10 protein-coding genes and 1 CRISPR repeat array are annotated in these 14,464 nt (G+C 70.8%); of the genes, 4 read left to right on the top strand and 6 right to left on the bottom strand.

What is annotated here, in order from left to right; translation table 11 throughout:
• Positions 1–5: 5 nt before the first annotated feature.
• Positions 6–782 carry a hypothetical protein gene (locus ACTZWW_RS21505; protein ID WP_444783012.1) on the bottom strand — a complete coding sequence of 259 codons (777 nt, stop codon included), beginning with the start codon at positions 780–782 and terminating at the stop codon, positions 6–8.
• Positions 783–1,123: 341 nt separating this feature from the next.
• On the opposite strand from ACTZWW_RS21505, the gene ACTZWW_RS21500 reads away from it, so the two are divergent.
• Genes ACTZWW_RS21500 through ACTZWW_RS21490 form a run of 3 tightly spaced genes read left to right on the top strand, consistent with a single transcriptional unit; the run spans position 1,124 to position 6,847 of the window.
• Positions 1,124–3,862, top strand: a complete 2,739-nt coding sequence (locus ACTZWW_RS21500; RefSeq protein ID WP_444783011.1) for a type I restriction endonuclease subunit R — start codon at positions 1,124–1,126, stop codon at positions 3,860–3,862.
• Positions 3,859–5,385, top strand: a complete 1,527-nt coding sequence (locus tag ACTZWW_RS21495; RefSeq protein WP_444783010.1) for a restriction endonuclease subunit S — start codon at positions 3,859–3,861, stop codon at positions 5,383–5,385. The genes ACTZWW_RS21500 and ACTZWW_RS21495 overlap by 4 nt, the downstream gene beginning before the upstream one ends.
• A 13-nt stretch (positions 5,386–5,398) precedes the next feature.
• Positions 5,399–6,847 carry an N-6 DNA methylase gene (locus tag ACTZWW_RS21490; RefSeq protein WP_444783009.1) on the top strand — a complete coding sequence of 483 codons (1,449 nt, stop codon included), beginning with the start codon at positions 5,399–5,401 and terminating at the stop codon, positions 6,845–6,847.
• A gap of 24 nt (positions 6,848–6,871) precedes the next feature.
• Here ACTZWW_RS21490 and csx16 read toward each other — a convergent pair whose 3' ends face one another.
• The 5 genes from csx16 to ACTZWW_RS21465 all read right to left on the bottom strand — a co-directional run bounded on the left by csx16 (position 6,872) and on the right by ACTZWW_RS21465 (position 13,149).
• Positions 6,872–8,101: a CRISPR-associated protein Csx16 gene (csx16, locus tag ACTZWW_RS21485; protein WP_444783008.1), complete on the bottom strand. Its 1,230-nt coding sequence runs from the start codon at positions 8,099–8,101 to the stop codon at positions 6,872–6,874.
• A 541-nt stretch (positions 8,102–8,642) separates the two neighbouring features.
• Entirely contained in the window at positions 8,643–8,927 is a 285-nt protein-coding gene (gene cas2 / locus ACTZWW_RS21480) for a CRISPR-associated endonuclease Cas2 (RefSeq protein ID WP_444783007.1), read from the bottom strand.
• A gap of 4 nt (positions 8,928–8,931) precedes the next feature.
• Positions 8,932–10,938: a CRISPR-associated endonuclease Cas1 gene (gene cas1 / locus ACTZWW_RS21475; RefSeq protein ID WP_444783006.1), complete on the bottom strand. Its 2,007-nt coding sequence runs from the start codon at positions 10,936–10,938 to the stop codon at positions 8,932–8,934.
• A 557-nt stretch (positions 10,939–11,495) separates the two neighbouring features.
• Positions 11,496–12,809: a type II toxin-antitoxin system HipA family toxin gene (locus ACTZWW_RS21470; RefSeq protein ID WP_444783005.1), complete on the bottom strand. Its 1,314-nt coding sequence runs from the start codon at positions 12,807–12,809 to the stop codon at positions 11,496–11,498.
• A 1-nt stretch (position 12,810) separates the two neighbouring features.
• Positions 12,811–13,149 (bottom strand): helix-turn-helix transcriptional regulator, encoded by a 339-nt coding sequence (locus ACTZWW_RS21465; protein ID WP_372426164.1) that lies wholly within the window; start codon positions 13,147–13,149, stop codon positions 12,811–12,813.
• A 275-nt stretch (positions 13,150–13,424) separates the two neighbouring features.
• A CRISPR array of direct repeats spans positions 13,425–13,877; the repeat unit is 32 nt; unit sequence GTTATCGGCCGCATTCCGCGTGGATGCGGACT.
• A gap of 173 nt (positions 13,878–14,050) precedes the next feature.
• Here ACTZWW_RS21465 and ACTZWW_RS21460 point away from each other — a divergent pair.
• Positions 14,051–14,464, top strand: a 414-nt coding sequence (locus tag ACTZWW_RS21460) for a hypothetical protein (RefSeq protein ID WP_444783004.1), incomplete at its 3' end; no start/stop codon positions are given.

Genomic DNA, 14,464 nt, shown 5'->3' with positions numbered 1-14,464 from the left:
CAGGCTCATAACCTGAAGGTCGCAGGTTCAAATCCTGCCCCCGCAACCAACGACACTTCGAGCCCCAGTGCATGCGCGCTGGGGCTTCTTGCTGTCCGCATCGTCGTGCCCTCCCCTGCCGTGGCGCAAAGCGTCAGGATCCGCGCCAGATCGCCGTGGAGCGTCAGCGCGACGCCGCCCTCCTCGTTCGGCGCGACCACGATCGTCTCGACCATCGAGCGGATCAGCTCCATCGCCTCGTCGCGGTGCTCGGCATCGTCGAGCCGGCTCTCGAGCGCCGCGACGCGCTTCGCATAGAGGTCCGCGAGGTTCGGGTGGACCAGCACCGCCGGCGTCGGCTGCTGCCTGAGCTGCTCTGTCAGACGCGCCGTTTCGGCCTCGAGCTCGGCGAGGCGTGCCTTCATCGAGGGCTGGTACAGCCCGTCCTCGATCGCGCGCAGCATCGCGTCGATCTTGCGCTGAACGCCTGTGAGCGCCGCACGCGCGCCGTCGACGCTCGCGCGGCTCTCCGCAGCGATCCGGTTCGTCTCCTCCTGAAACGCCCGCGTGAATTCCGCGACGAGATCGGGCGTCAGCAGACGCTCCTTCAGGACGGGGAGGATGCGCCCCTCGACCGCGCCGCGGGAGATCGTGCGCTCGTTCGTGCAGGTGCCCTTGCCGCGGCGGCCGGTGGGAAGCGCTTGGTCACCGGCGCGCCCACTTCCCCGTAGCGGCGCAGCGCGTCGGACGCGAGAGAGCGGATGTTCGCGTGCGTCTTCGGCTGCATGCCGATCGATGGGCAAGTTCGCCTGCAGTGCAAACGATCATGACGGTTATCGGGCTAATGGACCGGAGAATACAGGTACTCTTATTCATACAAATTCTCGATTATCCGGCCATGGAGAATCATTTAGGTTCATTGACTGACACCCGCGGACAATTTTGCCCGTTCATCGTCTGATTTATCCACAGGATTACTCATATCACGACGCAAGGCACGCCGCCCGTCGGCGGCCCGTTGGAATTCGGCGGCCGGAAAACCGGCGGCTGGACCTCGATGGCATCAGCCCCACGAAGAGTTGCACTTCGCTCCGCTACAGTGCAATCTTGCGGCACGACGCTTTGCCTAACGCCCGAGAAACCTTTGCCCGCAGATCCCTTCCACCCCGAAGACCGCGCGCGCGCCGTCATCGACCAGCGCCTCGCGGCGTGCGGGTGGCTGGTTCAGGACCGTAACGCGTTGAATCTCGGCGCGGCGCAGGGTGTCGCCGTGCGCGAGTTCCAGACCCGCTCCGGCCCGGTCGATTACGCGCTCTTCGTCGACCGGACGCTGTGCGGCGTCGTCGAGGCGAAGGCGGACGGGACCACGCTGTCGGGCTTCTCCGACCAGGCCCAGCGCTACATGCACGACGCGCCTGGCCACCTCGTCCACGACGAGGGCCAGGTGCGCTTCGAATACGTCGCGTCGGGCACGGAGACCCATTTCCGCGACCATGCCGACCCGGAGCCCGTCTCCCGTCGCGTCTTCGCCTTTCACCGGCCCCAGACGCTCGCGCGTCTGATGCGCGAGCCGGAGACGATGCGCGCGCGCCTGCGGGCGATGCCGCTGCTCGCCCGCGATGGGTTGCGCACTTGCCAGATCGACGCCGTCCAAGGTCTCGAGGCCTCGCTTGCGGCGGGCAAGGCCCGCGCCCTCGTGCAAATGGCGACCGGCGCCGGGAAGACCTTCACGGCCTGCACGCTCGCCCATCGCCTGCTCGCGCACGGCGGGATGAAGCGCATCCTCTTCCTGGCCGACCGCGCCAACCTCGTGCGGCAGGCGCGCGACGAGTTCCTCGCCTATCGCCCGCCCGGCACGGGGCGCTCCTTCGCCGAGATCTACCCCGTCCAGAAGCTCGGCTCCGCCGGCCTCGACCCGTCCGCGGGCGTCGTCGTCTCCACGATCCAGCGCGTCTATGCGACGCTGACCGGCGCGCCGCTGACGGAGGAGGACGAGGAGGTCTCCGATTTCGAGAAGGCGTCGGCCGACGCCGAGCGCATCGTCGCCTACAACCCCGCCTTCCCGATCGAGAGCTTCGACCTCGTCATCACGGACGAGTGCCATCGCTCCATCTACGGCACCTGGCGGCAGGTGCTCGACTATTTCGACGCCTTCGTGCTCGGGCTCACCGCGACGCCGTCGCTGCACACGCTCGCCTATTTCAACCGCAACCTCGTCGCCCAGTACCCCTACGAGCGCTCCGTAGTCGACGGGGTCAATGTCGGCTTCGAGGTCTTCCGCATCCGCACCGAGATCGGCGAGCGCGGCGGGCGCGTCGAGGCCGGATACGATCTTCCGGTGCGCGACCGGCGCACCCGGCGCGAGCGCTGGGAGACGCTCGTCGAGGACCTCGCCTATAGGCCGACCGACCTCGACCGCTCGGTGCTCGTGCCCAACCAGATCCGCACCGTGCTCGCCGCCTATCGCGACGCGCTGCCCACCCAGCTCTTTCCCGGCCGCACCGAGGTGCCGAAGACGCTGATCTTCGCCAAGGACGATCACCACGCCGAGGAGATCGTCGGCGCCGTGCGGGAGGTCTTCGGCAAGGGCAACGACTTCGCCAAGAAGATCACCTACAACACCCCGGGCGCCGACCCGGAGACCCTCATCCGCCAGTTCCGGAACGACTACGACCCGCGCATCGCAGTTACTGTCGACATGATCGCGACCGGCACCGACATCAAGCCGATCGAGGTGGTCGTCTTCATGCGGGACGTGCGCTCCGAGCTCTATTTCGAGCAGATGAAGGGCCGCGGCGCTCGCACGATCACGCCCGAGCAGCTGCGAGCCGTCACCCCGGACGCCGACGCCAAGACCCGCTTCGTCCTCGTCGATGCCGTGGGCGTCACCGAGAGCCTCAAGACAGTCTCGCAGCCGCTGGAGCGTGATCGCACGATCGGCTTCGAGAAGCTGCTCGAGGAGGTCGCCGCAGGGCGGCGCGACGACGACGCCCTCGCGACGCTGGCCGGGCGGCTCGCGGCGCTGGAGCGTCGGCTCGATCCGCCGGCGCGGGAGAAGATCGCCGCGGCGAGCGGGGGCCTCGGGCTGTCGGGGCTCGCCGGCCGTCTCCACGACGCCATCGACCCCGATGCGCTCGCCGCGCGCGTCGGTGCCGACGCGCCGGAGGCCGCGCGGGAGGCCGCGAAGAAGGACGCCAAGGAGGAGGCCACGCGCCTCTTCGACGATCCAGCTCTGCGCCGCGCCATCGTCGAGGCCAAGGCCGCCGCCGACATCAAGATCGACACGATTTCCATCGACACCGTTCTCTCCTCGGGCTTCGACGAGGCGCGTGCGGAGGAGACCACCGCGCGCTTCCGGACGTTCATCGCGGAGAAGGAGCCCGAGCTCGTCGCGCTGCAGATCCTCTACCAGCGCCCCCACGCGGCGCGGCGGCTCACCTACGAGGCGGTGGACGCGCTGCGCGCCGAGATGCTGAAGCCGCCCTTCCTCCTCGAGCCGCTCTCGCTCTGGGCCGCGTACAAGCGCCTCGCGGCCGAGCGGGTGCGCGGCTCGCCGGCGAACACGCTCGCCGACATCGTGGCGCTGGTGCGCTACGCCATCGGCAAGACCGAGGCGCTGGAGCCTCTCTCCGCCCAGATGGCGGGGCGCTTCAACCTGTGGATGGGGCGCGAGGAGAAGGCCGGACGCGTGTATACGGACGAGCAGAAGAAATGGCTCGCGGCGATTCGCGATCATCTGGCCGCCAATCTCGAGGTCGCGCGCGCCGATCTCCAGGAGGCGCCGGGCTTCGTCGATCTCGGCGGGGTGATCGCCGCGCGCAGGCTGTTCGGGGACAGGCTCGATCCCGTGCTGGACGAGCTGACGGAGACGCTGGTGGCATGAGGGACGAGACGGGGGGCGACGGCCCGCTCGGCGGCGCGCCGGGCGCGGGGGACGGGCCTTGGGTGCTGCCGGAGGGGTGGGTTTGGGTGGAGTTGGGAGGCCTCGGTGAGTGGACCGGCGGCGGGACGCCGTCGAAGAGCAACTCGGCTTTCTGGACCAACGGCACCATCCCCTGGGTCTCGCCGAAGGACATGAAAGTCGACGAGATCGTCGCGACGGAGGACCGGATCACGGAAGACGCTGTCGCCGGATCGGCGACCAAGCTCGTCGCGGCCGGATCGGTGCTGATGGTCATGCGTTCCGGCATCCTTCGGCACACATTCCCCGTCGCGACCAATGTTGTTCCCTTAACGCTGAACCAGGACTTGCGTGCGCTCACGCCGTCCGACGCCGTTGATCCGGTTTACCTCCGCAGCTTCCTGCGTTTCTCCTCCGGGCGGGTGCTGCACGCGTGCTCGAAGGACGGGACCACGGTCGACAGCATCGACGTCGCCGCACTGGAGCGCTTTCGTGTTCCCTTGGCTCCACTCCCCGAGCAACGCCGCATCGTCGCCCGCATCGAGGCCCTGTTCGCCGAGATCGACGAGGGGGCGGCGGCGTTGGCGCGGGCGAAGGCGGGGCTGGAGATGCAGCGCCGCGCGCTGCTCAAGGCCGCCGTCACCGGCGCGCTGACGGCCGATTGGCGCGCCGAGAACCCGCCCGGCGAGACCGGCGCCGCTCTCCTCGCCCGCCTGCGCGCCGAGCGCGCCGCCCGCGGCGGCAGACGGGCGAAGCCGCTCCCGCCGCTGGACGAGACGGAGCTGCCGGAGCTGCCGGAAGGGTGGGCTTGGGGGCGGATCGACGACCTGACCGCCGGCAGCCAGCGAAACGGTATCTCGATTGCTGGCTCCCCTACGCCCCCCGGCGTCAAGGCCCTGCGCCTCGATGCGCTGAAGCCGAACGGTCTCGACGAGACGGCGATCCGCTACATTCCGCTTCCGGAGAGCCGCATCGCCGACTACGCGGTGAACGCCGGTGACTTTCTCATTTCGCGCGCCAACGGCTCGCCGGAATTCGTCGGTCGTGGAGTTTTCGTGGAAGTGGTCGGCGACGTGTTTGTGTTCCCGGACACGATCATCCGCTATCCGCTCGTCGGCGAGCCCTGGCTCGGCTCATGGGTCGCGGCGGTATGGAGTGGGCCTGGATCGCGATCCGCCATCATCGCGATGGCGAAAACCTCGGCCGGCATCTTGAAGATTTCTCAAGGTGAGATTTCGCGGGTGCCCCTCCCCCTCCCGCCCCCCGCCGAAGCCGCCGAAATCCTCCGCCGCCTCGACGAAGCCCTCGCCGCCCTCGACGAGACCGCCGCCGCCGTCGACGCCCAGCTGCGGAACGTCGCCGCGCTGCGCCAATCCATCCTCAAGGCCGCCTTCGAAGGCCGCCTCGTCCCCCAGGACCCCTCCGACGAACCGGCGGCGTCGCTCCTCGCCCGCCTTACCCCCAACAAGCCCGCGCTACGGCGTGGGCGCGCCCGCCGCGCTTGAAAGCGACGCCGACATGAACGCCGCCACCCTCGTCTCCAAGGTCTGGAACTTCGCCCACGTCCTGCGCGACCAGGGCGTGTCGTACCAGACCTATCTCTCGCAGATCTCCTACCTGCTCTTCCTCAAGATGGACGAGGAGCGGGTGACCCAGATCGGCGAGGCCTCGCTCGTGCCGAAGGGGTCGCGCTGGGAGGACGTGCGCGATCTCTCCGGCGAGGCGCTCACCACGGCCTACGCGACGCTGCTCGATACGCTCTCCAAGGAGAGCGGGATCATCGGCACCATCTTCCTCAAGGCGCAGAACGAGATCCAGGACCCGGCGAAGCTCAAGCGCCTGGTCGACCTCATCGGCGGCGAGACCTGGCTTTCGCTGTCCGTCGACGTGAAGGGCGACATCTACGAGGGGCTGCTCGCGCGCAACGCCGAGGACGTGAAATCCGGCGCGGGGCAGTACTTCACGCCGCGCGCGGTCATCGACGCCATGGTCGAGGTGCTCGACCCCGAGCCGCACCAGAGCGTGCACGATCCGGCCTGCGGCACGGCGGGCTTCCTGCTCGCGGCCTATGACCACATGCGCAGGAAGCCCGCCGCGCAGAACAAGGCGGTGTACCAGGCGTTGAAGAGCAAGTTCACCGGCGTCGACATCGTGCCCGAGGTCGTGCGGCTCGCCGCGATGAACCTCTACCTCCACGGCATCACCGGCGTCGATTCGATCATCGAGGCGCGCGACGCGCTGCTCACACCGCCCGGAAGCAGCTACGACGTCATCCTGACGAACCCGCCCTTCGGCAAGAAGCAGTCCTACAAGATCATCCGCGCCGACGGCGAGATCGAGACCGAGCGGGAGGATTACGACCGCTCGGACTTCTTCGTCACCACCTCGAACAAGCAGCTGAACTTCCTCCAGCACATCATGACCATTCTCGCCCCGAACGGTGAGGCGGCGGTGGTCTTGCCGGACAACGTGCTGTTCGAGGGCGGGGCGGGCGAGGCGATCCGGCGCCGCCTCCTGCGCAATTTCGATTTCCACACGCTGCTGCGGCTCCCCACCGGCATTTTCTACAAGCAGGGGGTGAAGGCGAACGTGCTGTTCTTCGAGCGCAAGACGGCTTCGGCAGAGACGGCCACGCGGGACTTGTGGATCTACGACCTGCGCACCAACAGGCGCTTCACCCTCAAGGAGCGGCCTCTCGCCCGCGCCGACCTCGACGATTTCGTCGCCGCCTACCGCTCCGGCCGTCGCCACGAGCGCGCGGAGAGCGAGCGTTTCCGGCGCTTCCCCGTGGAGACGCTGATGGCGCGCGACAAGCTCAACCTCGACATCTTCTGGCTCAAGGACGACACGCTGGAGGACCCCGACCTGCTGCCCCCGCCGGAGGAGGCTGCGGCCGCCATCGTGGAGGAGCTGGAGACGGCGCTTGCGCGGTTCCGGACGGTGGCGGAGGCGCTGCGGGCGGGGTGATCGGGCGCTCCGTCGCGGCCCGCGTCACTCCCCCCGCCATGCGATCGGAAGCCTGGCGTCGAACAGCCAGACGCGGCCCTGCTCGGTCACGTAGCTGAACTCGAGGTCCTTGTTCATGGTGATCACGGCGCTCGCGATCGAGACCACCTTCGTTCCGGCGGTGGTGTCGATGCAGATGTCGCCGAAGGCGAAGCCGTCCTTGGCGAGCTGCGCGATCGCGGATGCCACCGCCGCCTCGACGTCCTGGTAATCGGCGAAGTCCAGCGGCGCGCCGGCCTGGCGGATCTCGAGGCGTGCGCCGGTCTCGGCGGCGAGGCGGCCCGCGAGCGCCGCGAACGCGTCGAGCTGCGGCGCGCTCTCGCGGGAGACGAGCACCTCGACCCGCACCGTCCGGCCGCCGACGAGATGGTGCCGCAGGGCCCGCAGGTTCTGCTGCCAGGCGAAGCGGCCCCACGGCGCGGCGTCGTCGACGGCGCAGACGGCATCGAGTCGCGCGCCGGCGGTCGTGGCGAGCCGATCCAGGCTCGGTGGAGGAAGCGCCGAGAGCGCCATCACCACCGCCCTGCGGGCGCGCCGCGCGGAGGCGAGGCTCACGCCGATGCGCGTGCGCAGGACGCGCCGCCCGAGGACGAACAGGCCCAGATAGGTAATGACGAGGAAGACGAGCGCGAGCAGGGCGTCGGCCGCGTGGGCGCCGGAGGCGGCGTCGAGACGCGGCGTGACGAGATCGACGGCGCGCAAGCCGAGCGCCTCGCCGAAGCCCGCTTCTGGCGGAATCTCGAGCCCCTGCGGCCACAGGGCGCCGGCGAGCGCCTCGAGCGCGGAGGCGAACCAGGACGTGACGAGCGCCGCGGCGCCGAGGAGGAAAACGCCGCCCAGCGTCGCGAGGCCCGCGCCGAGCCGGCCGCGCCCTGCGCGCCCGTTCTCCGCCGCATCGTCCGGCTCCGTCCGAGGCGTGGTGGCCGGGACGACGGCGAAGTCCTCGAGCCGGGCGCCGAAGCGCTCCATCTCGTCGGGGTCGAGATCCCGCCCGCGGGCGTCCGCCGGCAGGTCGAGGACGAGGTGCGTGTAGCGGGCGCCGCGGGCGACGATCGCGGCGGCGACGTGGACGGGGAGCGTGCCGACGACCCGGTCGCCGGGGCCGACCTCGGCGGGGTCGAGATGCGCCACGGGCTCGGCCACGATCCCCCGCCGCGCCGCCCAAGCCAGCGCGCCCGGATGACGCCCGACGAACAGGACCCGCCCCTCGGCCATGCCGTTCCCCCATCCCGATCAGCCGTGCGAGCATGCCGCGGGGGAGCGGGCCGGGCAAGCGTCTCGCGCGGCGGCGGCTGCGGAGTGGGGATGGAGACGAGAAAATGGCTGTGTTTCCACGATGGGGTTATCCAGGACGCTCCGAGGCGGGAAATGCGGTACCCATCGTGGATCTAGCATCGAAAGCGCGACCGCTTGACAAGCATTGCAGAGGGGGGTGTTATCGGCCGCATTCCGCGTGGATGCGGACTGAAACTCCGTCCCGAACTGGACGGCCGGGTTGGCCTTTGTTATCGGCCGCATTCCGCGTGGATGCGGACTGAAACCTGAGCACCGTGCGGTTGCCGCAGCGGTCGATGTTATCGGCCGCATTCCGCGTGGATGCGGACTGAAACGGGCCCACCGCCCGTGGTGGTGCAGGCGCCGAGGTTATCGGCCGCATTCCGCGTGGATGCGGATTGGAATCCGCCTTTGACCAGCGTGGTGACGTGTGCCGTCTCGCCGGTCGATGCCGGCCTACGATCGCTGGGTTCCTCCCCCCTCAAAACAAGAAGAACCGCCCCTCCTCCGGCAGCCGCTCGCGCCCCCGCGCGAAGCTCGCCGCGAGGCCGTCCGCCGTCACCGCCCAGACGCGCAGGGAATCCTGCTCGCCCACCAGCACCGAGAGCCGCTCGACGAGCCGCCGCGCGGCGCGCTCGCTCATGCGGCCCTCGAAGACGCTCTTCTGGATGCGCACGAGATGCTCGGCCAGGATGTCGTGCGCCCGCGCCCGGGCGCTGTCGCGCGCGATGTCGTAGGCGAAGACGTAGAGGTGCTCGCGGGCCATCGGCTCAATAGTCCATGACGTAGGGCACGTAGGGCGCGCCCTCGAGCGCGTGCCGGGCGAAGGCGTGGGCCTGGTGCAGGATCAGCCTTCGCCAGAGCATGCGCTCGCCGTTCGGCGCCGCGATCGGGCGCGCGACCCAGCCCTCCCAGGCCCGCAGCAGGGCCGCCCAACCCTCGCGCGTGAGGGCGACCGCCTCGCCGTCGCGGCGCACGTGCTCGGGGCGGATCTGGCCCCGCGCGATGGCGGCGAGCACGAAGGCCTCGGCCAGCGGCTGGCGGAATTCCTCCATCAGGTCGTGCACCAGGGCGTCGTGCCCCTCGCGCGTCTCGTGCAGAACGCCGAAGCCGAGATGCAGCCCAACCCGCAGCGCCTGGCTGCGTACCTCGCGGGCGAGGCGCGAGGCCGCGACGTCGAGGAGGAGGTTCACGGGGTCGCGCCGCTCGCGCCGTCGCCGGCGGGAGAGCGCGAAGGCCGGCGGCAGGCAGCGGGCGAGCCCGCGCCAGTAGAGCGCCGCCGCCTCCCCCTCGCGCCCCATCGCCTCGTCGATCGCCATCGGCGCGCGGAAGCGGCGCACGAGGCGCGAGAGCTGCACCAGGATCGCCGCGATCTCCGGGTCGCGCCGCTCGCGGTTGAGGCGGTGGAGATAGGCGCGCTGGTTGCGCACCTTGGCCTCGACGAGGGTCTGCGCCAGCGCCCGGCGCCGCTCGGGGTCGAGCACGAGCCGCGCCTGGGCGAGGTGCAGCGCGGCGCGCGCGGGCGCCTCCGGCTCCCAGCGGCCGGTGACCTCGCCGTGGCCGTTCACCCGCAGCACCTCGACCCCGTGCGCCGCCGCGAGGTCGAGCGCCTCGAGGCCGGCGTCGGCCTCCGGCCCGAGCTCGATGCGGTCGATCGCGGCGGGCGGCAGGTCGGCGACGCGCCCGAGCCGGTCCACCACCGCGAGGCGGGTGCGCCGCGCCTCGAGCCGCGCGCCGGGCTCGATCACGTAGACCGGCACGAGGCCGCGTGCGTGCCGGCCCGGACCCTCGGCGGCGGTCGCGTCGTCCTCCTCGTCCGGCGCGTCGCGCCCCTGCGCCTGCGCGCGGGTGAGCACCGCCTCGGCGGCGGCCACCGCGTCCTCCTCCGGCGTCTCGTCGGCGCCGACCTCCTGCACCACCAGCGAGCGCACGAAGACGTGGCCGAGGAAACGGAAGCCCTCCGTGAAGTCGACGATGCGGGTCTTGTCCGGGTGGAGCGCCAGCCCGTGCTCGGCGAGCAGGTCGCGCATGCGCTCCAGCGCGTCCTCGGCCACCGGGCGGCCGCGGCAGAGCAGCAGGAAATCGTCGGCGAAGCGAACGAGCCGCACGCCGCGGCTCTCGATGGCGGCATCGACGTCGTCGAGATAGAGGTTGGCGAGCAGCGGCGAGATCGGCGAGCCTTGCGGCACGCCGCGGCCGGTGAGCGAGTAGCATTCGAGCCAGAGCCAGACGAGGTCGACGAGCCGCGCGTCGTCGACCGAGCGTTCCAGCCGGGAGATCAGGCGCTCGTGGGGAATGGTCTCGAAATAGGCGCGGATGTCGCCGTCGACCACGTGGTCGAAGCCTCGGCCTCGCAGGGCGGCGACACGGGCGACCGCCTGCGCCACCGAGCGCCCGCGGCGATAGGCGAAGGAGGAGGGCTCCATCTCCGCGTCGAGGACGGGATCGAGCACCAGCGCCGCCGCGGCCTGGACCACGCGATCGGACACGCAGGGGATGTCGAGCGGCCGCTCGCCGCCGCCCTTCTTCGGGATCAGGACGCGGCGCGCGGGACCCGGCCGGTAGGACCCGTCGCGCAGGCCGCGCGCCAGCATCTCGATCTGCGAGTCCGCGACATAGGCGAACCGCTCGACGGTGACCCCGTCACCCCCCGCCGCCCCGGCATTCGCCTGCACCTTCGCCCAGGCGGCGCGCAGGGTGGCGGGCTCGCAGAGGCGGGCGAAGAGCGGGGAGGCGCCGGAGTGTGTGGCGGCGGTGGAAATTGCGGGTGTTTCCACGATGGCCTCGAAATGCGGGCTGAGGGTGCCGAAATCCGGCGGGCATCGTGGATATCGTCGCTGAAGCGCGGCCGCTTGACAAGCGTTGCAGAGGGGGGTGTCATCGGCCGCATTCCGCGTGGATGCGGACTGAAACCGTACCATCGGTGCGCCACGCACCGGTTCGAACTCGAGGGTCATCGGCCGCATTCCGCGTGGATGCGGACTGAAACTCGGCGCGGAGCCCGTTGTAGGTCATCTCCGTCATCGGCCGCATTCCGCGTGGATGCGGACTGAAACTCGAGCTTAACATGGGAGGGGAAATCCATCGCGGTCATCGGCCGCAATCCGCGTGGATGCGGACTGAAACGTGGCGTCGAAGCGCTCGCGCAGCTCCTTGACCGGTCATCGGCCGCATTCCGCGTGGATGCGGACTGAAACGGGCAGCGATAGGCCTTGAGCACGACGCCCTCGTCATCGGCCGCATTCCGCGTGGATGCGGACCGAAACGTCGCGGCTACATGGCCGCTGTCCCCGGTCGATCATCGCCCGCATCGCGCCGGTTCAGCCCCCTCCCATCACCCCCCGCGCAACCGCGCCAACCCCTCCGGCGCCTCCTCGAAGGCGTAGGCCGGGAGCAGCATGCGGGTTTCCATCAGCGCCCGCGCGGCGGGGGAGAGGCCGGCCTCGGCGGCGACCGCCGGCCAGGCGGCCTTCAGCGCCCGCACCTGGTCTGCGATCAGCCGCTCGGCCGCGTCCGGCGCGAGGTGGAAGGCGGGGGCGGCGGCGAGGCAGGTGGCGAGGCGGCTGCGCCGGTCCGCGCCGGCGATCGCCATGGCCTGCGTCGCCTCGCCCCCGCTGCGCGCCTGGGGGCAGACGTCGTAGGCGGGGGTGAGCGCGAGCCGCGTGCCGTCCCAGAAGGCGGCGTGGTTGCGGGCGTGGTCGTCGGTGTTGCCGACGAGCACGTTGAAGACCAGCCGGCCGAACAGCTCCCGCAGCGTCTCCCGCGGGTTCACGAACCGGCTGCGCACGATCTCGCAGAGGTCCTCGTACCCTGCATAGCGCGCCGTCATCTCGTGGAGCCCGAGCAGCGTCAGGGCCGAGACCATGGCGCGGCGGGCGAGGCCATCGGCCGTCGGGACGCGGTCGAAGCGCTCGACCAGCAGCACGTCCCGCCCGGCGGCCTGGACGAGCCGCACGGGCGCGACGTCGAGCCCCACATGGGCCGCGAGACGCATCGCTACGAACTCGGCCTTCACGACGTCGTAGGTGTCGCTCGAGGAGGAGAACTTGGCGATCAGCCGCCTGTCGCCGTCGGCGATGCCCGCCTTCGGCCGCGCGCCCCCGAGCGAGGTGCCGTGCAGGAGCGCGCGCTCCAGCTCCGGCGTCAACGGCAGGCCGCGCTCGATCCGCTCGGCGGCGCGGGCGAGCGCGTCGAGGGGCGCGGGCTGCGGGTCGCGGGGGACGTAGCGCGTCGCCGAGCGCTGGAAATCGAGCGCACCGATCCGGTCCGAGCCCGAGAAGAGGAGGCAGGTCAATTCGTCGAGCGTGCCGGGGTCCGCATCCCGTCCCCGCGCGCCGGTGAGCCGATCGAGGATGACGCGGCGGCCCCAGGCGTCCGGCGCGGCGTCGCGCAGGCAGCCGGCGATCGTCAGGTCCGGCGCCGGCGCGATGACGCCGGACCGCAGCGGCAGCTCGGGCTCGTAGATCGGGATGCGGTCGGCGCGCGCCAGGTAGGAGCGGCCGTAGTTGAAGACGACGCGATCGCGGTCGCGCACGATGCGGCCGGCGACGACGTGCTCGGTCGCCCCGGGCAGCCAGATCCACACATAGGCTTCATCTCGGGCCTCGTCCGGCGCCTCGTCGGGCGGGGGCCGCGGGGTGGAGGGCATTTCAGAAATCGTCCTTCAGCAGCGACCGGCGCGGACGCGCCGCCTGCGGCAGGAGCGGCGCCTTCTCGCGCGCGGCGCCGAGCCGGCGGGCGAAGGCCGTGGGCTCGGGCTCGAACAGGGGCAGCCCGACGAGCGCGGCCAGCTCGAAGGCCGCGCCGAGCGACACGCCGGTGTCCCCCGCCTCGACGCGCCGCACGAGGCCGCGCGAGACGCCGGCGCGCTCCGCGAGCTCGCCGGCGGGCATGGCGCGCGCGAGCCGCGCCTCGCGGATCTCCCGCCCGAGCAGCTCCGCCGCTTCGCGGGCATGCCGGGACCAGGCGCGATGCTCGGGCTTGGGCATGAGAATGGTCCAATGATGGTGCGAGAAGAGCGTTCGTGGCTCATTCATGGATCACCATAGCCCGATTTGGGCGGCCCCGTCCATGGCGATCGCCCGGGGCCGTGCGGCGGGCGGACGAGGGGGCGGCGATCGTGGCGACGTATGGCCTCGGAGGCGGAAAATGCGGGTGTTTCCACGATGGCCTGAAGTTCGGCACGGTGGGCGCCGAGAAGCGGAACCCATCGTGGATTTCGGCGCTGAAGCGTGGCCGCTTGACAGGGCTTGCAGAGGAGGGTGTTATCGGCCGCATTCCGCGTGGATGCGGACTGAAACCGGCGAGGAGCTCGCGAGCCTCGGCCGAGCGCAGTTATCGGCCGCATTCCGCGTGGATGCGGACTGAAACCTGATCGCCGTGAGCCAACCCGCGAAGCCGGCCCGTTATCGGCCGCATTCCGCGTGGATGCGGACTGAAACTCCGTCCAATTCGCGAGGGGGGTCTCGAGGTAGGGTTATCGGCCGCATTCCGCGTGGATGCGGACTTAAACGCGGGCGTTCCGCTGATCGATCGTGAGATCCAGTTATCGGCCGCATTCCGCGTGGATGCGGACTGAAACACAAGGATCACCACCCCCGGGTGGTTCCAGGCGTTATCGGCCGCATTCCGCGTGGATGCGGACTGAAACCCGCGCCGACGTCGGGTCGTCGCAGTCGATCTCCGTTATCGGCCGCATTCCGCGTGGATGCGGACTGAAATCGAGCCCGCTCCCTCCCCCAGGAGCCTCCCGCCCCTGCCGTGGCCCAGAATTCCCACCCCACCCCCGTGAATTGCCCAATCGCGCCCGTACCCGCACGCCCCCCTTGCGCAACGCATCTTCACCTTTCATAAAGGTCTCGAAGCGTCGCCGTACGGAGCAGCCCTCCCGTGCCCACCCTCGCCGTCTACGCCTTCGAGGCGAAGGCCATCCAGGCCTGGATCACCGCCGGCGGGCGGCTGCGGGACATGGTCGGCGGGAGCCGGCTGGTGGACGGGCTCTGCCGGCCGGAGGGGGACGCGCAGGAGGACGAGACGCTCGACCTCCTCTCCGACGTGCTGCGGCGCATGGGCGACGACGCCGCGCCGATCCGCTTCGCCCGGCGGGCCGGCGGCGCCGTGACCGCGCTCGTGGAGGCCGCCCACCGTCCGGCCCTGGAGCGGCTGCGCGCGCTCTTCACCGCCGCCGTCCAGGTCGAGGCGCCAGGCCTCCCCTTCATCGACGCGCTCTACGACGCCGACGGGCTCGGCGACGCGCTCGCCGAGCGGCCGGGCGCGCTCGCGGCGGCGCGCGCTCGGGTGGCG

Origin of the sequence: Salinarimonas sp. NSM, assembly GCF_052380005.1 — a bacterium.
Classification (GTDB): Bacteria; Pseudomonadota; Alphaproteobacteria; order Rhizobiales; family Beijerinckiaceae; genus Salinarimonas.
Note: the sequence above shows the minus strand (reverse complement) of the source record. Positions and strands in the feature narration are given on the sequence as shown.

Coding starts and splice junctions, on each gene's coding strand:
- csx16 (WP_444783008.1), bottom strand. CDS start 8,101: ATGGCCGAGGGGCGGGTCCTGTTCGTCGGGCGTCATCCGGGCGCGCTG.
- ACTZWW_RS21490 (WP_444783009.1), top strand. CDS start 5,399: ATGAACGCCGCCACCCTCGTCTCCAAGGTCTGGAACTTCGCCCACGTC.
- ACTZWW_RS21495 (WP_444783010.1), top strand. CDS start 3,859: ATGAGGGACGAGACGGGGGGCGACGGCCCGCTCGGCGGCGCGCCGGGC.
- cas2 (WP_444783007.1), bottom strand. CDS start 8,927: ATGGCCCGCGAGCACCTCTACGTCTTCGCCTACGACATCGCGCGCGAC.
- ACTZWW_RS21470 (WP_444783005.1), bottom strand. CDS start 12,809: ATGCCCTCCACCCCGCGGCCCCCGCCCGACGAGGCGCCGGACGAGGCC.
- ACTZWW_RS21465 (WP_372426164.1), bottom strand. CDS start 13,149: ATGCCCAAGCCCGAGCATCGCGCCTGGTCCCGGCATGCCCGCGAAGCG.